General features: G+C 40.2%; 23 protein-coding genes and 1 pseudogene. 2 read left to right on the top strand and 22 right to left on the bottom strand.

Annotation, left to right across the window (positions count from 1 at the left end; all coding sequences use genetic code 11):
• Nucleotides 1–269: 269 nt before the first annotated feature.
• The 8 genes and pseudogenes from DZB84_RS17425 to DZB84_RS17390 form a co-directional block, all read right to left on the bottom strand.
• Nucleotides 270–1847 carry a M2 family metallopeptidase gene (locus DZB84_RS17425; protein ID WP_116353567.1) on the bottom strand — a complete coding sequence of 526 codons (1578 nt, stop codon included), beginning with the start codon at nucleotides 1845–1847 and terminating at the stop codon, nucleotides 270–272.
• A gap of 49 nt (nucleotides 1848–1896) precedes the next feature.
• Entirely contained in the window at nucleotides 1897–2283 is a 387-nt protein-coding gene (locus tag DZB84_RS17420; protein WP_116353565.1) for a DUF2500 domain-containing protein, read from the bottom strand.
• Between the two features lie 183 nt (nucleotides 2284–2466).
• Nucleotides 2467–3186, bottom strand: coding sequence for a YebC/PmpR family DNA-binding transcriptional regulator (locus tag DZB84_RS17415; RefSeq protein ID WP_116353563.1), 720 nt, complete (start codon nucleotides 3184–3186; stop codon nucleotides 2467–2469).
• Between the two features lie 361 nt (nucleotides 3187–3547).
• On the bottom strand, nucleotides 3548–3943 hold the full coding sequence (locus DZB84_RS17410) for a VOC family protein (protein ID WP_116353561.1): 396 nt from the start codon (nucleotides 3941–3943) through the stop codon (nucleotides 3548–3550).
• Nucleotides 3944–3984: 41 nt separating this feature from the next.
• Nucleotides 3985–4872, bottom strand: coding sequence for a DMT family transporter (locus DZB84_RS17405; RefSeq protein WP_116353559.1), 888 nt, complete (start codon nucleotides 4870–4872; stop codon nucleotides 3985–3987).
• 54 nt (nucleotides 4873–4926) lie between these two features.
• Complete coding sequence (locus DZB84_RS17400; protein ID WP_116353558.1) at nucleotides 4927–5661, bottom strand: hypothetical protein; 735 nt, start codon at nucleotides 5659–5661, stop codon at nucleotides 4927–4929.
• Nucleotides 5658–6263 carry a hypothetical protein gene (locus DZB84_RS17395; protein ID WP_142759848.1) on the bottom strand — a complete coding sequence of 202 codons (606 nt, stop codon included), beginning with the start codon at nucleotides 6261–6263 and terminating at the stop codon, nucleotides 5658–5660. The genes DZB84_RS17400 and DZB84_RS17395 overlap by 4 nt, the downstream gene beginning before the upstream one ends.
• A 271-nt stretch (nucleotides 6264–6534) precedes the next feature.
• Nucleotides 6535–7179 (bottom strand): annotated as a pseudogene (locus DZB84_RS17390) (DsbA family oxidoreductase); the annotation flags it as partial.
• Nucleotides 7180–7849: 670 nt separating this feature from the next.
• On the opposite strand from DZB84_RS17390, the gene DZB84_RS17385 reads away from it, so the two are divergent.
• Nucleotides 7850–8071: a hypothetical protein gene (locus DZB84_RS17385; protein ID WP_116353552.1), complete on the top strand. Its 222-nt coding sequence runs from the start codon at nucleotides 7850–7852 to the stop codon at nucleotides 8069–8071.
• A 75-nt stretch (nucleotides 8072–8146) separates the two neighbouring features.
• Here DZB84_RS17385 and DZB84_RS17380 read toward each other — a convergent pair whose 3' ends face one another.
• The 5 genes from DZB84_RS17380 to qoxA form a co-directional block, all read right to left on the bottom strand.
• On the bottom strand, nucleotides 8147–8659 hold the full coding sequence (locus DZB84_RS17380; protein ID WP_116353550.1) for an RDD family protein: 513 nt from the start codon (nucleotides 8657–8659) through the stop codon (nucleotides 8147–8149).
• Between the two features lie 92 nt (nucleotides 8660–8751).
• Nucleotides 8752–9033, bottom strand: coding sequence for a cytochrome aa3 quinol oxidase subunit IV (gene qoxD / locus DZB84_RS17375; RefSeq protein ID WP_116353548.1), 282 nt, complete (start codon nucleotides 9031–9033; stop codon nucleotides 8752–8754).
• A 1-nt stretch (nucleotide 9034) separates the two neighbouring features.
• Complete coding sequence (gene qoxC / locus DZB84_RS17370) at nucleotides 9035–9631, bottom strand: cytochrome aa3 quinol oxidase subunit III (RefSeq protein WP_116353546.1); 597 nt, start codon at nucleotides 9629–9631, stop codon at nucleotides 9035–9037.
• Nucleotides 9628–11577 (bottom strand): cytochrome aa3 quinol oxidase subunit I, encoded by a 1950-nt coding sequence (qoxB, locus tag DZB84_RS17365; protein ID WP_116353545.1) that lies wholly within the window; start codon nucleotides 11575–11577, stop codon nucleotides 9628–9630. Before qoxB ends, qoxC begins: the two co-directional genes overlap by 4 nt.
• A 374-nt stretch (nucleotides 11578–11951) precedes the next feature.
• Nucleotides 11952–12860, bottom strand: a complete 909-nt coding sequence (gene qoxA, locus DZB84_RS17360; RefSeq protein WP_116353544.1) for a cytochrome aa3 quinol oxidase subunit II — start codon at nucleotides 12858–12860, stop codon at nucleotides 11952–11954.
• A 448-nt stretch (nucleotides 12861–13308) separates the two neighbouring features.
• On the opposite strand from qoxA, the gene DZB84_RS17355 reads away from it, so the two are divergent.
• On the top strand, nucleotides 13309–14181 hold the full coding sequence (locus tag DZB84_RS17355) for a VanW family protein (RefSeq protein WP_189655294.1): 873 nt from the start codon (nucleotides 13309–13311) through the stop codon (nucleotides 14179–14181).
• A gap of 1 nt (nucleotide 14182) precedes the next feature.
• Here the strand turns inward: DZB84_RS17355 and DZB84_RS17350 are convergent, their stop codons facing one another.
• From DZB84_RS17350 to DZB84_RS17310, 9 genes are all read right to left on the bottom strand, one after another.
• Entirely contained in the window at nucleotides 14183–14791 is a 609-nt protein-coding gene (locus DZB84_RS17350) for a flavin reductase family protein (RefSeq protein WP_116353543.1), read from the bottom strand.
• Nucleotides 14792–14805: 14 nt separating this feature from the next.
• On the bottom strand, nucleotides 14806–15735 hold the full coding sequence (locus DZB84_RS17345; protein ID WP_116353542.1) for a ring-cleaving dioxygenase: 930 nt from the start codon (nucleotides 15733–15735) through the stop codon (nucleotides 14806–14808).
• Between the two features lie 218 nt (nucleotides 15736–15953).
• A complete protein-coding gene (locus DZB84_RS17340) occupies nucleotides 15954–16403 on the bottom strand; it encodes a flavodoxin (RefSeq protein ID WP_116353541.1) in 450 nt (149 codons plus the stop codon).
• Nucleotides 16404–16418: 15 nt separating this feature from the next.
• Entirely contained in the window at nucleotides 16419–17126 is a 708-nt protein-coding gene (locus DZB84_RS17335; protein WP_116353540.1) for a Crp/Fnr family transcriptional regulator, read from the bottom strand.
• 267 nt (nucleotides 17127–17393) lie between these two features.
• On the bottom strand, nucleotides 17394–18095 hold the full coding sequence (gene narI, locus DZB84_RS17330; RefSeq protein ID WP_116353539.1) for a respiratory nitrate reductase subunit gamma: 702 nt from the start codon (nucleotides 18093–18095) through the stop codon (nucleotides 17394–17396).
• 294 nt (nucleotides 18096–18389) lie between these two features.
• A complete protein-coding gene (gene narJ, locus DZB84_RS17325; RefSeq protein ID WP_116353538.1) occupies nucleotides 18390–18992 on the bottom strand; it encodes a nitrate reductase molybdenum cofactor assembly chaperone in 603 nt (200 codons plus the stop codon).
• Complete coding sequence (gene narH / locus DZB84_RS17320) at nucleotides 18989–20491, bottom strand: nitrate reductase subunit beta (RefSeq protein WP_116353537.1); 1503 nt, start codon at nucleotides 20489–20491, stop codon at nucleotides 18989–18991. The genes narJ and narH overlap by 4 nt, the downstream gene beginning before the upstream one ends.
• Nucleotides 20481–24158 carry a nitrate reductase subunit alpha gene (locus DZB84_RS17315; RefSeq protein ID WP_116353536.1) on the bottom strand — a complete coding sequence of 1226 codons (3678 nt, stop codon included), beginning with the start codon at nucleotides 24156–24158 and terminating at the stop codon, nucleotides 20481–20483. The genes narH and DZB84_RS17315 overlap by 11 nt, the downstream gene beginning before the upstream one ends.
• Nucleotides 24142–24426, bottom strand: a complete 285-nt coding sequence (locus DZB84_RS17310) for a hypothetical protein (RefSeq protein WP_411266276.1) — start codon at nucleotides 24424–24426, stop codon at nucleotides 24142–24144. The genes DZB84_RS17315 and DZB84_RS17310 overlap by 17 nt, the downstream gene beginning before the upstream one ends.
• Nucleotides 24427–24431: the final 5 nt, after the last annotated feature.

Here is a 24431-nt window from a genome sequence, read left to right as displayed (position 1 = left end):
CCTTCTTGTGATTTCAGCGGATGGTACGAGATCCTCGAAAATGCAGGTATTTTCTTCGTGCGGTGTAGTTACAAGGAAGAAAACTCAACGTCCTGCGGGAATAGCGAGCCAAGCGAGACCCCGCAGTGAAACGAGGAGGCTTGCGGATCGCCCGCGGAAAGCGAGTACCAGAAGCGGAAATCACCCTATGTTTTAAAAGCAACAATCTTTTAGAAATGAGCCATTAAAAGTCATTGGGGATTAGACCCCCAATGAATGAAATTTTCACATTATTTCACTGCAACAAACTGATCGACAAAATGCTGTGGATTTAGTTTCTCTCCAGTGGCTCTTTCAATTTTTTCATTCCAATTATATAACGCACCTGGCTTAAAGAAGTCATTCATCAGGAATTCTCCCACTTTTTCTGTGAAGAGATCTGTTGAGATGTTCTTCTCAATATATCGCTGAAGCTGGGAAGTTGTTAACTCACCAAGTAGATAGTTTTGGTAATACACTGGCACTAATGTAAAATGAATCTTCGCAGCCCAATGCGGATAATCTTGGTTTTCAGGTGGTGTCAAATATTGAATTTCATTCACAAGCTTCCACCATAAACGGTTCAAATCTTGATCAGGATTTTCGTAAAGCTCGCGCTCAAAAAACACAAAAGTCATAATCCAACGACCCGCAATTAACATTTGACGGCGTAAAGATTTATCAATAAGTGGCTTTAACTCATCCACCTTCTCTTGGTGCAACCCTAAAAACTGGTGAAGCCATTCAGGATTTTTACCGAAGCGACCATATAACATCGCAATCGCCTCAGTTGTTAATGTATGTGCAGGGCTGCGCAATAAGAACGGGAGAGTACGATCGATATATTTAAAATAAACCGCATGCCCGTATTCGTGGAGCATCGTGTTGGACCAATAATCGGACGGTACATTATTGCTTAAAACGCGGACATCACCCTCACGGTCAATGTCGGTACAAAATGCATGCTGGTTTTTCTTCTCTCTTGGATACAAATCACTTTTTTGCAGCATATCTGTAATTTCCATGCCCATTTTAGCGAAGGTTTGAATGGATAATTCCTCAAGATTCTTCCCCTCATAAAACGGATCTAAATCTAATTCCTTAGATGGTGGCGCCTCTTGGAAAAATGGATCGGCATAATGCCATGGTCGAAGGTCTTCAACCTTTATACCAAATCGCTCTGCAAGCTCTTCATCCATCTCTTGTTTTACCTGACGGAATGGCTCATCAGAAAGTTTCTTTAGCGTTGTAAATATCGAAAAGATTTCTTCACGATCAAGCTCTTGTGATTCGAAGCTCATCTGATGAAAATTTTCAAATCCTAGTGAACGCGCGGCCTCATTGCGTTTTTTCACAAGAGTGAGTAATTTTTCTTCAACCTCTTTCGCAATTTGTTTACTTGCATGCCATGCTTGTTCCCTTAGTTCAAGATCATTGCTTTTGATTAAAATCTGACGGACATCGTTTTCCGAAACTTGCTTTCCATTCAAAGTCGCGCGAAATGTGTTAAACACACCAACTAATTCAGTTGATAGTTGAACCATTTCCTTCAGTTTATCTTCTGGAAGTTGGTTTTCTAGCATATGTGAATATAAAAGTTCAAGCTGGCGTTTTTGAACCGGATCCTCTGCTTGCTCAAGATATTGTTTTACTTGCTCAAAGCGCTCCACATTTGAAAAATAAACACTATATGCAGTGTCCGCTTCTGCCGATTTCGTATTCCACTCGTCCTCCCCAGTGGTCGCAGCCATCCATGAAGCATCAGCACTTTTAATATGCAATTCACGAATTACTTTATTTTGATCCTCTAAAAATTGTTCAATTGACATTGGATTACCCCCTCATACCCTATAATTCTAGAAAAGCAGACAAAATCCTTTATCCTCTCATTCTCTCAAACCCTAAATATCGCGTTCCTTGAAATGTAAGTTTCCCCATATCCCCTTCAGCAAGCTGACCATATTCACCACCAGAAACCTTAAACTCCGACCGATCGCCACTCTCGAACTCAAATGTTACATAGTAACTCGTGGATGAAGTGACATGATCGTGGTGATGTGGATCCGAATGATGATGGGTATGTCTGCTAACATGTGTGCGTTTTGTTTTTACAAGAGCAGGAACACTAAGTTTGGGTGAATCTTCATTCTTTTTCCATTGACTGATTCCTTTCCCCATATTAAAAATAATGAGTCCAATCACAACAATGAACATGATCATTACAAAAATCGGGACAGCATTGAACATTGCATCTCCTGGATACATAACCTTCCCCCTTTTTAAAGGAATCTATATTAAACAAATACGCGTTAAAAACCAGAAAGTTTCAATGTTCGAAAAATTTTTCATAAAAAAAGAGACGGTTGGGACAATGAACCTGTCCCTCCGTCCCCAAAAAAAGACTTTCGTTCGGACAATAAGTCTGTCCCAAAGGTCTTCGTTTGTTGATTATTCACCTAGGTCGACGTTGTGGTATACCTGACGTACGTCTTCAAGGTCTTCTAATGCATCGATCATTTTTTCGAATTTTTCTTTTGCATCGTCTGGAAGAGTTACATCGTTTTGTGCAAGCATCGTTAATTCAGCTACTGTAAACTCCGTAATTCCAGCGTTTTTAAAAGCTTCTTGAACTGCGTGGAATTGTTCTGGCTCCGCATACACGATGACAGCATCTTCTTCTTCAAGAATGTCGCGTACATCAACGTCTGCTTCCATTAACAATTCTAGAACTTCATCAGCCGTTTTTCCTTCGATACCGAAAACAGCAGTTGCATCAAACATATAAGCTACAGAACCACTGACACCCATGTTTCCGCCATTTTTGCCAAAAGCGGCACGTACATCTGAAGCTGTACGGTTAACGTTATTTGTTAAAGCATCCACAATCACCATTGATCCATTTGGACCAAAGCCTTCATAGCGTAGTTCATCGTAACTTTCCTCTGAACCGCCTTTTGCTTTTTCAATGGCGCGGTCAATGATGTGTTTTGGTACACTGTATGTTTTCGCACGCTCAAGAACGACTTTTAAATGTTGGTTTGACTCAGGATCAGGCTCACCTTGTTTTGCTGCTACATAGATTTCACGTCCAAATTTTGCGTAGATTCTACTTGTATTCGCATCTTTGGAAGCTTTTTTTTCCTTAATATTGTTCCATTTACGTCCCATCTTGAACACTCGCTTTCAACTTATGAATCTTATAGAGGATGTTCAAAAAGTCACCAAATGATAAACTTCGAATCTCTGCGTCACTCGGCCTCTGCGGTCCTCACGTAATAAGAGCATACGCTCCGGTCCTCGAGCCTGTCGTTCCTTGATTTTCTTGCTTCTGATTTGTCAACTTTTTGAACACTCAATAACTTTATTATAATGTAAGTGTTGATCACTACAAAATTCTACCGTTCCACAACTTACATTTTGAACAAAATATATTATACTCCAACATTTAGCGCTTTTCGAGAAAAAATTAGAAGAAAATGTAACCAAAAAAACGCCTAGACATTAGCACCTAAGCGTTTTGACTTTTCAATTAAGCTAAAGTTAGTTGCCAGGAAACACCGAAACGGTCGTTAATCCAGCCGAATTTTTTGCTGAACCCATAATTACCTAAAGGCATTAATTCTCCTCCGCCTTCTTTCAGCTTTTGATAAAGAGTATCGATTTCTTCTTCCGTACTGCATGTTAGATAAATCGAAAATGAAGGAGTGAACGTAAACTGATGCTTGATATTACTATCAATGCACATAAACTCTTGCCCTTTTAATGAAAAAGTTGCATGCATAACCGTTCCTTCATCCCCAGGTCCATTTGCCCCATACCGAACAATATTTATAATCTCAGAATCCTCAATGAGTGACGTATAAAAATTCATCGCTTCCTCTGCATTGCTATCCTGAAACATTAAAAATGGTGTTACTTTTTCCATAATCAAAATCTCCTTTTTTCTTTTTCATTTTTAGTATATCCCTACTGAGCTTGATCCAAATCTCTTGATACGTTAATACGGTGCTTTTGTCTACTTTTACTATTTACAAACCATATTCCTACTAATACTAACAAAATTCCCGCTAACGTTACCACACTTAAGCTTTCATCCAAAAATATGTATCCAGAAAGGACTCCCACGATGGGTACAATTAATAAAGAAGTCGACGCTTTGCTTGCTTCTGTACGCCTTAAAATATGATTCCACATCACAAATGCTAAGGCAGAAGCAGCAACTCCTGAAAACAAAATATACACCACAGGCATGAATCCCCAATGTGATTCACCCGTTTCAAATGAAAGAGTATATACCAATAACCCCACCGCTCCGATCGTCATCTGCCACGTAGTAAATTGAATGGTATCACAATGTTTTAATTTCAGTTTAAATAGCAAACTAGCTATTGCCCATGATATAGCAGAACTTAAGGCTAATAAAACCGTCCATATGGATCCTCCAAAATGGATATTCATTGCAAGAAATAAACCCAGAATGCCTATCACAATCCCGAACGTCTTTCTAACTGTTAGCCGTTCACCAGGAATCCACCTATGCGCCATGATTGATAGAAAAAGTGGCATACTGTATGTAAGAACAGAGGTAAGTCCTGCACTAATGTGGTTAAGTGATATTTGAATCGCAATGTTAAAATAGGTGGTTTGGAGGATTCCACATAGAATGAACCACTTTAGATCTGACTTATTAGGCAGTGGTATTCGTTTTATAAAGCACAGAGCAAGGAGTACAATCGATCCTGTCAAAAACCGCCATGCAGCAAATTCCCCAGGAGGAAAAACACCGTTCCCCAATTTCATAACAACAAAATTAAATCCCCAAATCAGACATAAGATGACCATAGACATGTACATAAGGACGTTTCTCCTCCTCTCCATTCAGCTCGAAAAAGAACAGCCAAGTATGAATTATTCTTCGATTTTAAAATACTCAAGCTCTTCTTCTTGGATTTCTCTCACAATCTCCAAATCCACACTGCCGCCCCAAGAAGCCCCACCTACCATGGTAGAACGGGAATCTTGCCTTGTATTTTCATTGTTATACGGAATCCAGCCAAAATACACGTCCTGAATGACAGGGAACATGTTTTGAAAAATTGAATCTGGTTGTTTCGCTTCTTCCACTTTGATCGAAGTCTTTATTACGCTCTGCCATTCCTTAGGAAGTTCCATTATCCCGTATGGTTTTTCTTCAAAATCAAGGATGGTCTTCATTTGAAGCCTTGGGTAGTAATAATTGTCAATTCCTTCTGTAATATGATAATTGCGATCCCGCAGCAAATAAAATTCTCCATAACTTATTTGATCACGAGGGTGAATATTCCAAAATACCTTATAGGAACTCGGATCAGTACTTTTTAACTTGATGACCTTAGGACCACCTATTGTGCTATCAAATTCCATATTCCATTTATGGTTTTTCCACAGCCAAAGACTCATACCATATTCGTTTTCATTTGTAACAATCGGTACAAAAACACGGCGTTCATTTATCTCAATAACATCCAGGACCTCATTCACTTCAGAATACCTTTTAAAAGTATCAGTTTTAGTGAAGGCAGTAGGCTTAGCCAGGTAAAAATAATAGATCAAGAAAAGAAGAACAACAAAACCTATCAGCCCTATTATCCTTTTACTCTTCATTCATTTTTCACCCCTTTTAAAAAGACGATTTCGGAGCGAAAATAATATTGTTTGTTAGGGGTTGCAATTAATAGGCCTTTCCCATCTTCTTCAATGAAAATAGTTGTAGGTACATTGCTTCCCCATTTTCCTTGTACTCCAATCACTTGGTATGGAAAGCGTTCTTTTCTTGTATTTGGTTCTCCATACATATATGTTTCCTCGTACCACTGATCACTAAAAAATTCCGTTTGTTTCATAGTAGACAGTTGTTTCATTACTATATCTTTTTGCAAGGCAACATCCTCTGCAACTGGATGTGTATTGATAACTGTTGCACGTTCGACATCAGAAATATAGGTTACTATATTGCTTGGAGGATAGATTACATACTGTAGGCCAACCGAAGCCAAAGTCAACATGACAAAAAGAAAGTTTGCAAGAAAACCAAGCCAAGCATATTGGCGATACCTCTCCCATCGCCCGTCTTTTGATCTCAGGATAAAATAAAGAATCCATACACCTAGCGGTAAAATGGGTATTCTCATTACCGTTTCAAATAGGTTCATATTAAAAGAAAATGTAAAAAAACCAACAAGTAAAACAAGAATAATCTTCCACATCTTTGGTTTCTCTTCTTGTTTTTTATAAATTCTATATGTAAAAAAAACAATTGTCCCCCATCCAATAAGGAACGTCATCATGGATAGTAGGCCTACATCAAAATCAAACCGAAATGTAATAAGAACCACCCCTTCTTCGTTTACCTTACTATATATTCGTATTGATGTGCCCGATTCCTTTTTTTAGGCAAATAAAAAGTGCAAAACCTTATAGGCTCTGCACGTTCTTGATCTGATAACTCTCATCGTTACGACTGCTACTTCATTACTCTGCAGGATTTTCTTCTGTCCATACTTGCTGAAGGGCACCAAGGAAGGTGGAAGTTGGCTGCGCACCGGAGATCGCGTATTTTTGATTGATCACGAAAAACGGAACACCGGTAACACCAATTTGTTGCGCTAGCGATTCGTCAATTCGTACATCATTTGCAAATTTCTTTTCGTCCTTTAATACGTCAAGTGTAGCGTGGCGATCCAAACCTACAGACTCTGCAAGATCGGCAAGTACCTCATGGTCACTAATGAGTTTTCCTTCTTCGAAATAAGAGTGAAGGAGAATCTCAGTCATTTCTTTTTCTTTCCCTTCAGTTGCCGCAAATTTTGCAAGGCGGTGAGCATCAAATGTATTTGTGTGTTTCATTGCATCAAAATCATAGTTTAACCCGACATCTGCTGCTTGCTGCCCTACACTTTCATTCATTTGCTTTGCCTGTGCAACGCTTGTTCCATATTTTGAAGCAAGCAATTCATGGATGCTTTGTCCCGAATATGGCTTTGCATTTGGATCTAATTCAAAGCTTTTGAATTCTACTTCTACTTGATCACGATGTGTAAATTGCTCAAGCGCTTGTTCTAAGCGACGTTTTCCTACATAACAAAACGGACATACAAAATCCGACCATACTTCAATTTTCATACTGACACCTCATTTAGGTTATTTTTCACTATGGTAACATATACATTTTGTAAAAGCTCATCGGACGACTTTGGTATAGATTGCGTAACGGTACATGGGTGGGTTGAAAGGGGTCGTGCATATAGTGCAAGACCAATGTTGCGGCACATGCTTGGGGGATTTTTGCTGCAGCATGTACCGCTAGACCTTTCTTGCGGCACATGCTTGACGGGATTTTTGCTAAAGCTTGTACCGCTAGACCTTTCTTGCGGCACATGCTTGGGCGATTTTTGCTCCAGCATGTACCGCTAGACGATTCTTGCGGCACATACTTGGGGGATTTTTGTTACTGCATGTACCGCTAAACTATTCTTGCGGGACATACTTGGGCGATTTTTGCTACTGCATGTACCGCTAGACCATCCTTGCGGCACATACTTGGGGGAAATACGCTACAGCTTGTACCGCTAGACCACTCTTGCGGGACATGCTTGGGCGATTTTTGCTGCAGCATGTACCGCTAGATTCACTTTGCGACACATCCTTGGGTAAAATGACTCCTTGCGTGTATCGCAAGAACTCTTAACCACCTATTTCCCCTGCCCAAAATACAACTTTTGAACATTTAGTGAAAAGTATTTGACAATTTTGTGAACAAAGTGAATAATTTATAGTAGGAGGATGAGGAAAAATGAAAACTACTATGCTTGAGGCTGTTAAGTATTTTGGGGGAACAGTGCTTATTGCCGGTATCATTATTTTTTGTCTAGGATTTTTTGGGAGCGGTTCCAGCGTATTAACACCGATTGGAATCGGAACGGTTATGGGGGCCATTTTTGTCTTTTTAATGGGGCTGTTTTTAATCGCATCTGAAGAAATGTTACTGAAGGCACAGGGTACAAAACAAGACTAAATTATTCATTCATTAACTATAGGCTTAGTCGTTCGAAAACGGCTAAGCTTTTTATTTGCATAAAAACGTGCCCATTCATTGCACCTTTACCACATACGTTCTTGCAAAAATATCATATAAAGATTGTTTTTTCTTAGTAAAAATACATGTCAAAATATATGCAAACATAAGCGCATAGACGAGACCACCAATTAAAGAGTATGTAAATGGAACTTCATCACCAATATACATCAAATGATAAACAAGAAAATGTGACAACTCCCAAGGTAAAAACTTTAAAATTGTTCGAAAGACCATTCTAAGAATAGGCACAGCTTCTCCGTTTTCACGAACCACTTTAATGCCAGACTTTCTCTTTCCAACTGATTGCCCACCAATTTTTGAATCACTAATAATAAAATAAAGGGAAACTGGCAAAGTCACCATTAAAAAACCAGTAAACTGCGCAACTACTAATGATCCCTTAAAAAATTCCTGCAAACCTGGAAATAGAAACACATTAATAATAAAAAGGACAACTAGATAGGCCAAAATCAACAAATAATCAACCATGAAAGCTTTTAACCTGATTAAAAACGATGCATTCATCTCCATTCCCCCTTCACGATTTATATTATACCAATTTTCAAACTATTCCCAACGATAAAAAAGAGTGCCCCCTAAAGGACACCCTCGATCTATTACATATCCCAAACCAACAGGAATAGTGTACCGAAAATTGTAACAATCGCGATAAAAATCATGAAATACACATTTGCGTAAATAGCCCAACGATCCTTTGTTTCACCAGCATGCATGAATACAACTAATTGCACCAATGCTTGCACAAATGCTGTAACAATGAGTATTGTTATTCCCACTGTAAAGGATAGGTCAAGGAAGTACACGGAAAGAGCAATAACTGTAAGAAGCAATGAAAAGACAAAGCCATTTATTTGTTTTGCTGGAAAAAGTTCTCTCATATTACATCATTCCTTTCAAATAGATGAAGCTGAAGATGAAAATCCAAACTACATCTAGGAAGTGCCAATACAATGAAAAGATGAACGATTTACCAGCAGTTTCTGCAGTTAAACCTCTTTTTCTTATTTGGAGAAGGATCATCACTCCCCAAAATAATCCAAATGTAACGTGAAGCCCGTGTGTTCCTAAAGTTGTTAACAACATCGCAGTAAATGCGCTTGTTTGTAGACCTGCTCCAACATGGACATAGTGTACAAACTCGTAGATTTCAACACCTAGGAAAGTTAAACCTAGAAGCAATGTGACCGCGAAGAAGCCCATCATTGCCTTCACTCTGCCAATGCGCATTGCATGAACCGCAAGACCGATTGTAAAACTACTAGTTAAAAGTAGTAATGTTTCAATTAAAACAGGTGTGATTTCAAAAATCTCTGCACCTGAAGGACCGCTTCCGATACGGTTCTCTAATGTAAAATACGATGTAAACAATGTTGCGAAAAGCATAATTTCAGCACCAAGGAAAACCCAGAAGCCAAAAATATTTAATTCATTTTGGTGCGTACTATATTCAAGAGGTTGCGAGTGTCCTAGTTTCATAGTTTAGCACCTCCAAGTTTTTCTTCTGTTTCTTTAATCTTTTCAACTGGAATGTAATGTCCAGGGTCCTTTTCAAATGAACGGTATGCCATACATACAAAGATACCAATTGTTGAAGCAATCAACAGTGGCCAAATCGCAAATACGAATGAGAAGCCCCATACAAAGAAAATGCTACACATGATGAACGGAAGTCCACTATTGTTTGGCATATGAATTTTTTCAATTTCACCTGGGAATAGCTTATGCTTTTTCTTTTTGTCGTCCCAGAATGGTTCGCTAGAGTTCACACTTGGTGTTAACGCAAAGTTATACTCAGGAACTGGTGTATGTGTTGCCCACTCTAAAGTACGTGCATCCCATGGATCGCTGCCAATATCTCTAGGTGAGTAACGGATACTGTAATACACGTTATATACAATTAGAACAAATCCAATTGCCATAATACCCGCACCGATGAACGAAATCATATTCAATGGACCAAAACCAGTTGCCTCAGAGTATGTGTACATACGACGAGCCTGACCGTCTAATCCAGTGATGTACATCGGGAAGAATGCTAATACAAATCCAATAGCAAGTGACCAGAAGGTCCATTTTCCGATTCGTTCATTTAACATAAATCCAAACATTTTTGGCCAGTAATAGGTGAGTGCAGCAAGCATCGCAAACACAACACCTGGGATAATCGTATTATGGAAGTGTGCTACAAGGAACATTGTATTGTGGTACTGGTAATCCGCTGCAGACATCGCAAGCATAACCCCAGTTACCCCACCGATTGTGAACAATGGAATAAATCCAATTGAGTAAAGCATTGGAACTGTAAAACGGATTTTACCTTTCCATAATGTAAACAACCAGTTAAAGATTTTCACACCTGTTGGAACAGCAATCATCATTGTTGTAATCGAGAAGAAGCTGTTAGATGCAGCCCCCTGCCCCATTGTAAAGAAATGGTGCGCCCAAACTAAACATGAAAGTACAGAGATGATAACCATTGAACCAACCATTGATTTGTACCCATATAGGTTTCTTCCTGAGAAGGTTGAGATGATCTCACTGTAAATACCGAACGCAGGTAAGATTAAGATATAAACCTCAGGATGTCCCCAAACCCAGAATAGGTTAGCCCAAAGCATATCCATTCCACCGTTTGTGCTTGCAAAGAAATGTGTACCGAAAAGTCGGTCCATTGTTCCCATTGCTAATGCAACTGTTAAAACAGGGAATACTGTTACGATAATTAAGTTCGCAATAAGAGTTGACCATGTGAACATTGGCATTTTCATCAACGTCATACCAGGTGCTCTCATTTTTAAAATGGTCGTGATCATATTGATACCTGTCATTAAGGTACCAATACCCGAGATCTGCAACGCAATCATATAATAGTTCGTACCAACTGATTGACTGAAATCATTGCCTGCAAGTGGGAAGTATGAAGTCCAACCTGCATCAGGTGATCCACCAATTACAAAAGAGATGTTAAATAGCATTGCCCCCATAAAGAAGAGCCAGAAGCTGATTGCGTTTAGACGTGGGAATGCCACATCGCGCGCTCCAATTTGTAATGGTACAACATAGTTCATAAAGCCCATAATAAACGGCATTGCCATGAACATGATCATGATAACACCATGTGTTGTAAAAATCTCATTATAGTGCTGTGCATCTAACAGCTTCGCATCTGGTGTTGCTAGCTGTGCACGTAACATAACAGCATCTACCCCACCACGGAAAAGCATGATTAAGGCAGAAATTAAATACATAATCCCAATTCGTTTATGGTCAACGGTTGTCAACCATTCACGCCAGAGATAGCCCCATTTTTTAAAATAGGTTAAACCGGCGATAATTCCGATTACGGTAAGTCCAATTGCAACCATCGCTGCATAGATGGCGGGACTAGGATGTGGTATGGCAAAACGTTCGAAGAATTCCATCCGTTGTTACTCCTTTCAAATGAAGTGAATTCGGCGTTCAAAAATTTATTAGTTTGAATGTTTAAAGACATTCTTTAATGAATAGTTCGTTTTTGTCTTCGGTATCAAGGACATTTATTTATTTTTAACCTCGTGATTTGTCCGTGAGAAGCTCTGTCGGAGACATTTTCCGGTCTCACACCGTTTGTTTTGTCCTTGATACGTGGTATCAGAGACATTTTTCTGCTTTACACTGTTTGTTTTGTCCACGAGAAACGGTGTCAGAGACATGTCGAAGATCTCAACCACAACTTTTGTCCTCGAGACACTCTATCAGAGACATTTCAATGATTTTCCCTGAAAGTCTTGTCCGTGAAGAGCAGCATTCCTAAATATTAATGCCCATCATGCTCTGAATGAGCTTCTTCGTGCTCGTCATGCCCTTCCTGGTGACCTTCCTCAGAATCTGCTGATCCATGATCATGCTCTGGTGGCGGTGCAAATTCTAGATGAGTTCCAGTAAATGTCATTTGACCAAGATGGCCAGGTTCTAACAGCTGATCAAACTTTTCTTCGGTAAGGGGCTTAGCAGTTTCTTTAACCTCGTCTACCCATTCCTTAAACTCTTTTTCAGGAACAGCCTTTACACTAAATGTGTTTTCTGCAAATCCTTTACCACTGAAGTTTGCGTTGCGTCCCATTAATTCACCCTGCTCATCTGCAGCAAGATGCAACGTCGTAATCATGTCTGCCATGGCATATTTTTGCCCGCCAAGCTGTGGAATCCAGAAGCTTGTAATGGGTCCATAAGAATAAAGTCTGAATTCAAGTGGTCGGTCTGTTGGAACATATAAGTAATTGACTGTTTCAATGTCCTCTTCCGGGTAGCTAAAATGCCATTTCCAATCGGAAGATGATGCATAGATTACCAATGGTTCTTGGTCTTCGTATCCTGTTGGTGCAGACTCGACAATGTAGTTACTTTGTACAGAAACAACTGAGAGATAACCAACGATTAAAATTGGGATCCCGATACAAATAGCTTCAACCCAAGGATTTCCCTCAATATGTGGTGGTTCGTAATCCTCTGGCATTTTTGAAGCTCGATATTTAACAAGCATATATACTAATAATACGAAAACAACAATGACTACTACTGACATGATTCCAATTGAAAGTAGGATATCTTGGGCTTGCCTCTCAGCTTGCGGACCCTTTGGATCAAGGACCATTACTGGTTCACAGCCTGTTAGCACTGTGGCAATAGTAAAAACCATTGATAAGAAAAACCATTTGATTTTCATAAAAGTACTCCTTTCCGAATGGATGCTCTTATTTCACAACTATGAATGTTGCACTGAAATTGTGTACAACTTCACAAAGTTGTCAAAAATTTTTTAGCTACTTGTTTTTTTCGTAATATATTGAAAAACTGCAGCTAAAAGTTTATTTTCCCAAAATAATTTCTTTAGAATTTTATCACTGTGTAAACGATAATAACATCAAAACTTTTAAAAGTTGTTACAGAATCAGGAAGGAAGTTTTTGGCAATTAAAAATCCCTTTAACATAAGTGCCCCAAACCTTGATGTGATGCATATCACAGGTGTTTTTTTCGAATTTGAACATTTTGTTACAATCTCAAACCAAAAAAAATTTCCCCATTATTAATGGAATTTCATATATCCATCCATACTATAAAAAAGGATGTTTCGTAAAGGTGGTGGGGACACTGAAATTATTGTGGACAATAATGCTTTTCTTTTCGGTCCAGCAATTCCAGCCTCAGGATCATGTATACATAACCTATAAAGGAAATCCGATTGCGACCGTGAATAGAGCTGAATATTCTCTTCCATTGCTCGGTGTTCCTACATTGAACACCAAAAAATTCACAGATTTTCTAACTTATTTAGAAGAGCAAGTATATGAAGAACCATCGGACGCGAAGATCGGTAAATCAGGTGATATCGTCAAGGAACATGTCGGAGTGAAATTAAATAAGGATAAATTCACAAAGCTATTTTACTCTAGTTTTTTTGGAAAAAAGGATTTTATTGAGGTTCCGATTGAGCGAATCTATCCACGTGTAGATAGCGAACTTTTATCATCGATTCGGGCAAAAAAAATTGGGCAATATGTGACGCATTTTAATTCTTCTAATAAAGAACGTGCCACAAATATTGCTCTTTCCGCCGCCGCCATTGATAGTTATGTGCTGTTTCAAAATGAAACATTTTCATTTAATAAGGTTGTTGGCAAACGAACAGCTGCCAGAGGATATCAGCCTGCTCCCGAAATCATTAGAGGTGAATTGATTGAAGGTATCGGTGGTGGGATTTGTCAAACCTCCTCTACCCTATTCAATGCCGTAGATCTTGCCGGAGTTGAGATCGTTAAGCGCTATTCCCATAGCAAACGCGTTGGCTATGTCCCTCCAGGTCGCGATGCAACGGTGAGCTGGTATGGACCAGATTTTCTTTTTAAAAATACTTACAATCAGCCGATTTTAATTCGCGCGAGGGTAAGTGGAGGAACACTTATCGTTTCGGTTTATTCATCTGAGGATATCAATTACAAGCCACGAAAAATTATACCTAAAAAGGAAAAGAGAGACCAATCCTAACTTACTTTGGTCTCTCAATTTCAAATATGTTTCCTATTTTTGCATAATAATTTCCTGCCAAACGGCTTACCGCTCCCAGTCCTTCTTGGTCAATCCGGCCGTTGCTATATAGTTCCTCATCAACATGAAACTGGACCACTTTTCCGATAAGTAAATCACAACCAGGCTGTTCCTGACCGCCTAATTCGATTGCCTGCTCCAAAACACATTCAATACGAATTTTGGCTTCCTTTATCCCCGGCACTTTTATGGTTGTACTTTCGACCGGAGTTAGTTGGGCTAGCTCTATTTCACTTTCATCTGGTGGAAGACTCGCTGCCGTAATATTGATTTTTTCTACATTACTCTCATCCACGATATGAACAACAAACTCTTTTCCTTCTAAAATATTTCGAGCCGTGTCCTTCATGACTCCCTCTTTCCGTTGAATTGATAATGAAATGAGGGGTGGATTGGATGACACTATATTAAAATAACTAAAAGGTGCACCATTTAGCGTACCTGTCCGCGATAGTGAAGTTACAAATGCAATGGGCCTAGGGATAATGCTGCCAATTAACAGCTTATAATTATCCCTTTCGGAACTCTTACTTGGATCGATTGAAATCATTTTTTAATCTCCTTTTAATCCAGACTTCTTACTTCAAATGGTAACACGGTATTTTCTATTTTCTGACGATGTGGTTCATATTGTGGAGGCAGTTTCAGTTCTGAACCCATTTTCTCATATTCTTCATCGATGCCAAATCCCGGAGGATCTGTTGCAATTTCAAATAAAATTTCACCATGCTCTCTAAAATAAATGGCATTAAAATAATTTCGGTCGCGCACTTGTGTCACTCCATAGCCATGATTGGCAATGTATTGTTGCCATTGTAATTGCTCCTCATCATCCTTTGCACGCCAAGCAATATGATGTACAGTTCCCACACCCATTTTGCCTTTTTTACCAGGAGTTCGTTTGACATCAATCACATTTCCAATGTCACCTTCAGCTTTAAAGCGAAGAAAATCTCCTTCCTCACCAATGCGCTCTAGTCCCATAAGTGTTAGAAGCTTTTCTGTTTCTTCAGGCTGTGAGGAAAATAAAATCGCACCACCAAAGCCCTTTATGGCAACATTAGTGGTCACGTCACCAAATTCCCACTTACTGTTTGCTCCTTCTTCTCGCTCTACAAGTTCAAGCTGCAGTCCGTGGACATCATTAAATTGGAGATATTGTTCTCCAAAACGTTCTTTTTTCTTATAAGAGAGATTAAATTTGGCTAACCTTGATTCCCAAAAAGGAAGTGCCCCCTTCGGAACTACGTAAGTTGTCACGCCTACCTGGCCATCGCCAATTTTTCCTTGATACGCATCTGCCCATGGGAAAAAGGTAATAATGCTACCTGGATTCCCGACATCATCTCCAAAATAAAAGTGGTACGTACCTGGATCATCAAAATTGACTGTTTGTTTTACAAGACGCAGTCCTAGAACACCAGCATAGAAATCGACATTCTCTTGGGGATGTCCAACAATGGCAGTAATATGATGTATGCCTGCTGTTTTCATAGTTTCTATCTCCTTTTATCATTCGTTAATTTAGTTTCCAACAATTAGATTGGAATATTCATTTCGGAAATTATCTTTAATTAAGTTATCTTGAATTCAAGATAATTTTATATCATGATTTAGAGATTGTCAATTTTATATCGTCCAACCCATAGTTTCACCTATGTAAAAAGCCTTCCGGTTCCGTTCGTCCGGAAGGCCCGTATTTACTATTTGTTTCATGAAGCGATTAATTTTTCAGCAAATTGTCTGCCAAATTCTTTACATACTATTTCATCTTTTTCGGTTGGAGTCAGTTCGATTTTCAATGGATCTGCAATGATGTCAGCTCCAATTTGTTTTAGTTTTTCCACTAATAGGTCGACAGCACCCCCGTAATTCGAGTATAAAGTGCTACCTGATCCGAACACCGCACTCTTTTTCAAATGAAAGTCAAGATGATCCATTTCGTCGTAAAAATCTAGTAATTCATCAGGGAGCTCACCTTCTCCCCAAGTATAGCTTCCAATGATAATCCCATCGTAGTTAACTAGTTCTTCGGGGTCTATTTCAAAGCATTCTTTAACGTCCAGTTGGATTTCTTTTTCCCTCACACCTTCTGCAATATAGGTTGCCATTAATTCTGTATTACCCGACATGCTTGCATATACGAGAATGGCATTGTTCAACGTTCTCACCTTTCTTCAGTTGTTCGCTTTTTTCCTTAGCTCTTCTAGTTGTTTGATGATGATTTTTCTTTGTCCTTTTAGCTGAATTAAGCCTTGGTTTTGAAATGCTGAAAGTCTCCGACTGAGTGTTTCCTGTGAGGTACCAAGATAGGATGCGAGATCTCCTTTGCGAATGGGCAGGTGAATGGTCATGGAGTCATCTTCCTGCCCTTCAATAAGCTCGACTAAATAGCTTGCTACACGCTTTTCCACATCCTGCGAGTTTAATTTTTCAATGAGTGATTCCGTTTCATGGAGTCGACTCGTAAATTCCTTTAAGATTTTCAATGAAATGGTTGGATAGCGTAGGAGTAATTGATGAATGTCCTGTTGCTGGATGGTGCAAACCTCCGTATCCTCCATTGCCTCTGCAAAGCTTGTCGTCATTGTTTTTGAAAAAAGAGATAGCTCGCCAATGAAGTCACCTTCTTCAACAAAACGGATAATTTGTTCTTTCCCGTTTTCCGTTATTCGGTACATTTTTATCAAGCCTTTATGAACAATAAAAAGTTGCTCAGAGAGTTCATCTGAATGGAATAAAAGCTCACCTTTTTTGAGACGTTTGCTTATTGCGACTTGTGAGATTTCAGCCATCTCGTTTTCAGTCAAATGGTTGAAAATCGGTACCCTTGAAATACATGAATTTTTCATGAGATCATCGTGATTACAAGAATGACAGGACATTCATCTTCTCTCCTTTATTAATCGATCAATTAACACCCACTGTTGGATGGAAGTACTTCTTTAAACATACCAGATACTAGGAGAAACTACCTTGTAAAACACCTATGATTACCAAAGTTTTCACAATTCCAACATCGAGCGGTTTCCTCCAATTTGTTTTCATCTTTATTGTAAGTGTAGATGGAAAGAGAAACTTTGACGTCGGTCAAAATTGGGGATGATTTTAAAATTTTGAGGAAAATAAAGAAGAGGAGGTTAGCCCTCCCCCTAGTTTTGACGAGTATTTTTCGAATAGCCATCGCGCGAACGGTATTGCTGTGGTGCTCTTGCCGGGTAGCGCAGTGGAAAACTGAACATATGGACCAGCTTTGTAAAGGGAATCGAAGCAAATAATAGGAACGACAGGATGACGTGAATTTTAAACAGAGTGGGGACATTAAGCATTAATTCAGGCTGTGGATTTAATGTGAATAAGCTACGGAACCATGGCCCTATCGAAACTCGATACTCATATGCTGCTACTGTTGTGTTATACACCAATGTCATATACGTCCCTAAACCAGCAATAATAAGCAGTAGAATGATTGTAAAATAACTGCCTGCTGAGGTATGGACATGTACGCGCTCAATAGCAAATTTCCGAATTAAAAATAGAATCAATCCAAGCACCACCATAAGCCCGGCAACACCGCCTCCGGCTATGGCAAAAAGGTGATATGTATGGTCGTCGATTCCGATCGCATTGTAAAACTCAAGAGGAATTAGCATCCCCATTACATGACCAATAAAGGCGAAAATAATCCCATAGTGAAAGATCACAGAAGCATAGCGCAGCCACTTTTTCTCAAAGATTTCCGTAGATGGTGCAGTCCAGCTTTTGCCTCGGAACACAAACCGATAAAATGACCCTACGACAAGGATTGCAGCGCATATATAAGGATATGCTGTCCACCAGAAATGTAATTCCATTCAATGACCTCCTTTCAAATTCATGAAGCATAGAGTAAACTTATCCACATAAGAACATTTGTTTTCCACAACCTGTGGATCCTTTTGTGGATAGTGTTGAAAGATCACTCATTTTCTTTTTCCACAATATCCACGTTATCCACATAAAAGCATGCTTTTTATCCACATTGTCCACATTATCCACAGAGTTATGAACATTTCTCCGCTTTAACTGGCAGTAAAACTCCTACTTTAAGACCTCGTAGAAATGTAAGAAGTGTAAGTGGGTGAACCCCCACTGAATGAAATTTCACTTTATTGATAAAACATCGGATATGGGAGGTCCTCTAAATCGGCTTTTTCACGCTGATTTTCTAACAATGTAATTTCTTCTGCTTCTGGTGCTTCAAAGACAAACATCATTAATAGGTCCATAATCCGGTGGTATGGATTGGAATCAAAAAGGTTCTTATGAATTCGGTCAACCGCAAAGGCCAAACGGCGGTATAACCGTTCAAAGTTTTCGCCTTCTGGTGCATGTGCCAATAGCTCAAACAGCATGGGGATATAATCCACAATTTCCTTACCGTGATATTCAAATCCACCTTCGACGATTAACTTTTGAAGCTTAATTAATGCTGCTCCTCGTTTTCGGCTATCCCCTAATTCATGTGCTGTTAAATATAGTCCTGTTTTATCCTTATAATCGAACGTTTCTACGTAAAGCTCCTGTAATTCAAGCAATGGCATCTGAAAAAGAGGTGAAATTCTTTCTAAGATTTCATTTCTCATTTTTACAGAACCCACTTCCTCATCCACATATTCTTCGATATCCGGATACCCTTCAAGAAGGGTTCGATCCGGGTATTCAAGGATGCGGGACATGATCATTAATATTGCTTTTGCTTCATTGGTCATTGATTTCCACTTCTTTCAGATGGATATGTCACCATTCCTTCTGGAGGGGCTAAATCCTCAATGCTACATGCACCTTGTTTATAATGAAGGTCTTCGTCCATTTCACGGCGACCAGTTGGAATCACAAAACGTTCATTGTATTTGGCAACACCTAATAAACGATGCATTTCTTCTAGCTCTTCTGGTGTTGTTCTTGCTTCCTTTAACAGTTTGTTCATTGACTCACCATCAATTCCTCCGACCGTCTTAGCCCGCATGTGGACACGCATGGCAGCCATCTTAAGTAGGACACGGCGAATGACGCTCGTATCATCTGCTGATAAAATCGATGCCAAGTACTCCATTGGAATTCTCATATCATCAACAGCCGGAATATAACCATCCGCGCTTAAGGACTGCTCATTCGTAATATGGTTCATGATCGGACTAAGTGGCGGCACATACCAAACCATCGGCATCGTGCGATATTCAGGATGCAGAGGCAATGCAATCTTCCACTTCATCGCCATTTTATACACGGGTGACTCCTGTGCACTTTTAATCCAACTTTGATTTATTCCTTGCTCTTCTGCTTTTTGAATCACTTCTGGGTCAAATGGATCTAAAAAGACAGAAAGCTGTGATTCATATAAGTCTTTCGGATCTTCAACAGATGCTGCTTCCTTCACGCGATCCGCATCATATAAAACAACCCCGATATAGCGGATTCGGCCTACACATGTTTCGGAACAAATGGTTGGTAGACCCGCTTCTGTACGTGGATAACAGAAATTACACTTTTCCGCTTTATGTGTGTTCCAGTTATAGTACACCTTGTGGTATGGGCAACCATTCATGCAAAAACGCCAACCACGACAAGCATCTTGATCAACCAGAACAATTCCATCTTCGTCCCTTTTGTAAAGCGCACCTGATGGACAGGATGCAACACAGGATGGATTTAAACAATGCTCACAAATTCGTGGTAAATACATCATGAATGTTTTTTCATATTCCATCGCAATATGTTCTTGAAGCTTCTGCACATTAGGATCCATTGGGACAACTTCACTACCACCTGCAAGGTCATCGTCCCAGTTTGGTCCCCATTCCGGCTTATCCATGTACTTACCTGTAATCATTGATTTTGGGCGTGCCACAGGGATGTTTTCCCCTTTTTTGGCCCAATGAAGATGCTCAAAATCATATGTCCATGGCTCATAAAAATCATCAAGCTCTGCCATATTTGGGTTGTAAAAAATGTTTGCCAGTTTGGAAATTGGGCCACCAGCTCGAAGGTGTAGCTTGCCGTTTCTTAATGTCCAGCCACCTTTATAGCGATCCGTATTTTCCCATTCTTTCGGGTACCCTGGTCCTGGACGAGTTTCGACGTTATTGAACCAAACGTACTCCATGCCAGGTCGATTGGTCCATACATTTTTACATGTGACAGAACAAGTATGACAGCCTATACACTTATCTAGGTGCATCACCATCGCCACTTGTGCCTTAATCCTCAAGCCAGTCGACCTCCTTTAATGGGCGAACAATTGTCAACGTATCTCTCTGGCTACCTGTTGGTCCATAATAATTGAAACCATAGCTTAGCTGTGAATAACCACCAATCATATGTGTTGCCTTTGGATAAATTCTGGTCACGCTGTTATGTGTTCCACCACGATTTTTATTAATTGTATTTCCAGGCACTCCCATTGTGCGATCTTGGGCATGGTGCATATAAACCGCTCCTCGCGGCATTCTGTACGTTAATACAGCCCTTGCGACAACGGCACCGTTCCGATTATATAATTCAATCCAATCGTTATCTTTAATGCCAATTTCAGCAGCATCCTCTTCATTCATCCAGACAACCTGCCAGCCTCTAAAAAGCTGAACCATGTTGCGGGTATCTGTGAACATCGTGTGGATCCCCCATTTTTGGTGAGGTGTCATGTATCGAAGTGTAATGGACTTCCCACGATTCTCAACCTCTTTTTCACCCTTAATAAAAGGACCTTTGTTAATTGGAGGAAGATAGAGCGGCAAACCTTCACCATAATCGAGCATGACTTCATGATCTAAATAGAAGCTTTGTCGACCCGTAAGAGTGTGCCACGGAATGTGGTACTCTTTGTTGACGGTAAAAGGTGAATAACGACGACCATCACTTTCCAACCCACTCCAAACCGGTGTTGAAAGGGTTTGTCTTGGTTGAATGGTCAAGGCATCTAAAGTAAAGTCCTCTTCCTCACGCGCTTCTGAAATATGCCCCAACTTTTTCCCAGTCTTTTGCTCCATCGATTTCCAGCCTTCAACCGCACGCTTACCATTTGTTGCTCCTGACATAAGAAGAATCGCATTTATGGCTTTCACATCGGAATATAAGGAAGGAAGACCTTTTCCGACCCCTTGCGATTTTGAAGGTCCCAGTCGGTCCAATAAAGATTGGAATACCTTATCTCCAGGGATTTTAACCCCTTTCGTTCCGTAGCCATTTTTAATATTCGGTCCGACAGTTATCCACATGTCATACACATTTGGATAATCACGTTTCACGAAATTGAGGTTGGGCATCGTTTTTCCCGGAATTCCTTCCACTTCACCTTTACGCCAATCCTTTACTTTTCCAAAAGGTTGGGCGATTTCATTGATCGTGTCATGGGCAAGTGGTGAGATGACGAGATCTTCTTGTGCCGGCAAATGATCTTTGGCAAGTTCTGAAAAGACTTTTGCAATTTCCCTAAATGCATCCCAGTCACTTCTTGTTTCCCATGGTGGGCTAATTGCCGCATTAAATGGGTGAACGAATGGATGTAAATCTGTTGTACTAATGTCCTGTTTTTCGTACCAGGTTGCAGCAGGAAGGATGATGTCAGAGAACAGCCCAGAGCTGGTCATCCTAAAATCCATACTTACGAATAAATCAGTTTTTCCCTCAGGTATTTTTTCTGAAATCTTGACATCCTTTGGCTGCCAAGATTGTTCTGGGTCTGATAAAACCGTATCCTTTGAGCCAATTAAATGCTTAACGAAATACTCATGGCCTTTCCCACTATCTCCTAATAAATTGGAGCGCCAATTAAAGAAGACTCTCGGAAAGTTCCGTGGGTCATTTGGATTTTCAATCGCAAAATCCAGTTTTCCATCGACAAGTTGCTTTGCAATGTCATCAATCACAGCCTGGTCATCACTGTTTTTCGAACGTGCTTCCTTCATGACATCCAATGAATTTTGCGATAGTGTTGGGAAGCTTGGTAACCACCCTAGACGTGCCGACATCGCATTAAAATCAGCCGGATGCATGTTGGAATATTTGCTGCCCCAGTCTGTCTCCCTATCATCAAAATCATATTCATAACGGAACTGTTCGGTTGCAAAGTAGAAAAACGATGTACCATTCATTAAACGCGGTGCTTTCACCCAGTCATTAGCAAAAGCAATTTGGGAAAAGCCCTCTAATGGACGAACCTTTTCCTGACCCACATAGTGAGCCCAACCACCACCATTGACACCTTGTGACCCTGTTAACAGTACAAGATTCAAAATAGCACGATAGATTTGGTCACTATGGAACCAGTGGTTTGTTCCTCCACCCATTGCAATCATCGATTTACCTTGGGTTAGAGCTGCATTTTCTGCAAATTCACGCGCTACCTGGATCACGTGTTCCTTTTTCACACCCGTAATGCTTTCCTGCCACGCAGGAGTGTATGGTCGAGTTGCATCATTATAGTCAGTCGGATAGTCACCTTGAAGTCCTCGGTTAATACCAGTGTGAGCAAGCATTAGGTCATAAACGGTCGTAACAATCAATTCATTACCAGATTGATCCTTCATTCGTTTAATTGGGACACCGCGCACCACTTTTCCGCCCTCTTTTTCTGCGAAATAAGGGAATTCTACCATCACGACTTCATCTGAATCTTTAATAAAACTTAACTTTGGATTGATACTCGTACCATCCTCCGTTGTCATATCGAGATTCCATTTTGTGCTGCTATCCCATCTGAAGCCTTGGCTTCCATTTGGAATCGCGATTTGATTTGAATTGTCATCCCAAACCACAGTCTTCCATTCACCAAGCTCTTGTTGATCGGAAAAGTCAGACGCACGCAGGAACCGGTCAGATCGATAGTTTTCTCCTTTTTTATTTAGTGTTATGAGGAACGGTAAATCTGTGTATTGTTTCGCATAATCCCTAAAGTAAGGCGTTTCTTTATCGACATAAAATTCTTTTAAAATAACATGGGTCATGGCCATTGCAAGCGCACCGTCTGTTCCCGCTTTTGCAGGAAGCCAAATGTCGGCAAACTTGTCATATTCCGCGTAGTCTGGGCTAACTCCGACTACCTTTGTACCGTTATAACGTGCTTCCACCATAAAATGTGCATCAGGTGTTCTCGTTTGTGGAATGTTAGTCCCCCATATAATGAAGTATTTCGTGTTGTACCAATCACCGCTTTCCGGCACGTCGGTCTGGTCACCCCACACCTGTGGTGATGCTGGCGGTAAATCTGCATACCAATCATAAAAGCTAAGAATAGTTCCACCGATTAGAGATAGGAATCTAGCACCACCTGCATAGCTCACCATAGACATAGCCGGAATCGGGCTAAATCCTACGACCCGATCTGGGCCATATTTTTTAATGGTGTAAATGGTAGATGCTGCAATGATTTGGCAGACGTCCTTCCAGTTGCCTCTCACAAATCCACCTTTACCACGGGCAGAAACATAAGCCTTCCGCTTTTCCGGATTAGAAACGATATTTTCCCATGCTTGTACAGGATTACCAGCCTTCGCGACTTCATCCTTCCAAAGTGCGAGAAGATCACCTCGTACATATGGATATTTCACCCGTGTTGGGCTGTATGTATACCACGAGAAGCTTGCACCACGTGGACATCCGCGAGGCTCGTAGTCTGGGAAATCATCCCCGGTTGACGGATAATCTGTTTGCTGAGTTTCATAGGCGATGATTCCGTCTTTTACATGGATTCTCCAGCTACATGAGCCTGTACAGTTCACACCATGTGTGGAACGGACAATCTTGTCATGAGCCCAACGCTGGCGATAGATTGATTCCCAGTCACGCGGCCGTGGGTTTTCTTCCGTCCAACCATCGTTTATACGCTCTCCACGCACTAAATGCTTCAGCGAGCGGAAGAGACTATTCTGCTTTGCCAATGTCTCCATCCTTTCCCTTTATGATTTTTGCCAATGGGTTAAAGTCTTCTCCTACTAACTTGAAGCTTTGTGTACCTGCTTGAAATTCTTCAAAAAATACCTCCCAGCTCGATGCATTTGCTGCCGCTAAGATGAGGCGCTGAAGTGTACTCATATCCTGAATTTCATAGATTTCTTCGACCATTTTTCCTGGAATATCACCAAATCTCATCCGGATTACTGCAATCAAGTCTTCCCGATCATCAATTAACATTGCGTCATTCTCCATTGAAA

This window comes from Bacillus sp. HNG (assembly GCF_003400205.1).
Classification (GTDB): domain Bacteria; phylum Bacillota; class Bacilli; order Bacillales; family Bacillaceae_L; genus Ferdinandcohnia.
Note: the sequence above shows the minus strand (reverse complement) of the source record. Positions and strands in the feature narration are given on the sequence as shown.

What these genes read in the sequence shown, in the direction of transcription:
- DZB84_RS17410 (WP_116353561.1), bottom strand. Translation starts at nt 3,943, where the DNA reads ATGGAAAAAGTAACACCATTTTTAATGTTTCAGGATAGCAATGCAGAG.
- DZB84_RS17395 (WP_142759848.1), bottom strand. Translation starts at nt 6,263, where the DNA reads ATGTGGAAGATTATTCTTGTTTTACTTGTTGGTTTTTTTACATTTTCT.
- DZB84_RS17380 (WP_116353550.1), bottom strand. Translation starts at nt 8,659, where the DNA reads ATGAATGCATCGTTTTTAATCAGGTTAAAAGCTTTCATGGTTGATTAT.
- qoxB (WP_116353545.1), bottom strand. Translation starts at nt 11,577, where the DNA reads ATGGAATTCTTCGAACGTTTTGCCATACCACATCCTAGTCCCGCCATC.
- qoxD (WP_116353548.1), bottom strand. Translation starts at nt 9,033, where the DNA reads ATGAGAGAACTTTTTCCAGCAAAACAAATAAATGGCTTTGTCTTTTCA.
- DZB84_RS17420 (WP_116353565.1), bottom strand. Translation starts at nt 2,283, where the DNA reads ATGTATCCAGGAGATGCAATGTTCAATGCTGTCCCGATTTTTGTAATG.
- qoxC (WP_116353546.1), bottom strand. Translation starts at nt 9,631, where the DNA reads ATGAAACTAGGACACTCGCAACCTCTTGAATATAGTACGCACCAAAAT.
- DZB84_RS17425 (WP_116353567.1), bottom strand. Translation starts at nt 1,847, where the DNA reads ATGTCAATTGAACAATTTTTAGAGGATCAAAATAAAGTAATTCGTGAA.
- DZB84_RS17415 (WP_116353563.1), bottom strand. Translation starts at nt 3,186, where the DNA reads ATGGGACGTAAATGGAACAATATTAAGGAAAAAAAAGCTTCCAAAGAT.
- DZB84_RS17335 (WP_116353540.1), bottom strand. Translation starts at nt 17,126, where the DNA reads ATGTCCTGTCATTCTTGTAATCACGATGATCTCATGAAAAATTCATGT.
- DZB84_RS17405 (WP_116353559.1), bottom strand. Translation starts at nt 4,872, where the DNA reads ATGTACATGTCTATGGTCATCTTATGTCTGATTTGGGGATTTAATTTT.
- DZB84_RS17310 (WP_411266276.1), bottom strand. Translation starts at nt 24,426, where the DNA reads ATGGAGAATGACGCAATGTTAATTGATGATCGGGAAGACTTGATTGCA.
- DZB84_RS17355 (WP_189655294.1), top strand. Translation starts at nt 13,309, where the DNA reads ATGCTTTTCTTTTCGGTCCAGCAATTCCAGCCTCAGGATCATGTATAC.
- qoxA (WP_116353544.1), bottom strand. Translation starts at nt 12,860, where the DNA reads ATGAAAATCAAATGGTTTTTCTTATCAATGGTTTTTACTATTGCCACA.
- DZB84_RS17350 (WP_116353543.1), bottom strand. Translation starts at nt 14,791, where the DNA reads ATGATTTCAATCGATCCAAGTAAGAGTTCCGAAAGGGATAATTATAAG.
- narI (WP_116353539.1), bottom strand. Translation starts at nt 18,095, where the DNA reads ATGGAATTACATTTCTGGTGGACAGCATATCCTTATATATGCGCTGCA.
- DZB84_RS17385 (WP_116353552.1), top strand. Translation starts at nt 7,850, where the DNA reads ATGAAAACTACTATGCTTGAGGCTGTTAAGTATTTTGGGGGAACAGTG.
- narJ (WP_116353538.1), bottom strand. Translation starts at nt 18,992, where the DNA reads ATGACCAATGAAGCAAAAGCAATATTAATGATCATGTCCCGCATCCTT.
- DZB84_RS17400 (WP_116353558.1), bottom strand. Translation starts at nt 5,661, where the DNA reads ATGAAGAGTAAAAGGATAATAGGGCTGATAGGTTTTGTTGTTCTTCTT.
- DZB84_RS17345 (WP_116353542.1), bottom strand. Translation starts at nt 15,735, where the DNA reads ATGAAAACAGCAGGCATACATCATATTACTGCCATTGTTGGACATCCC.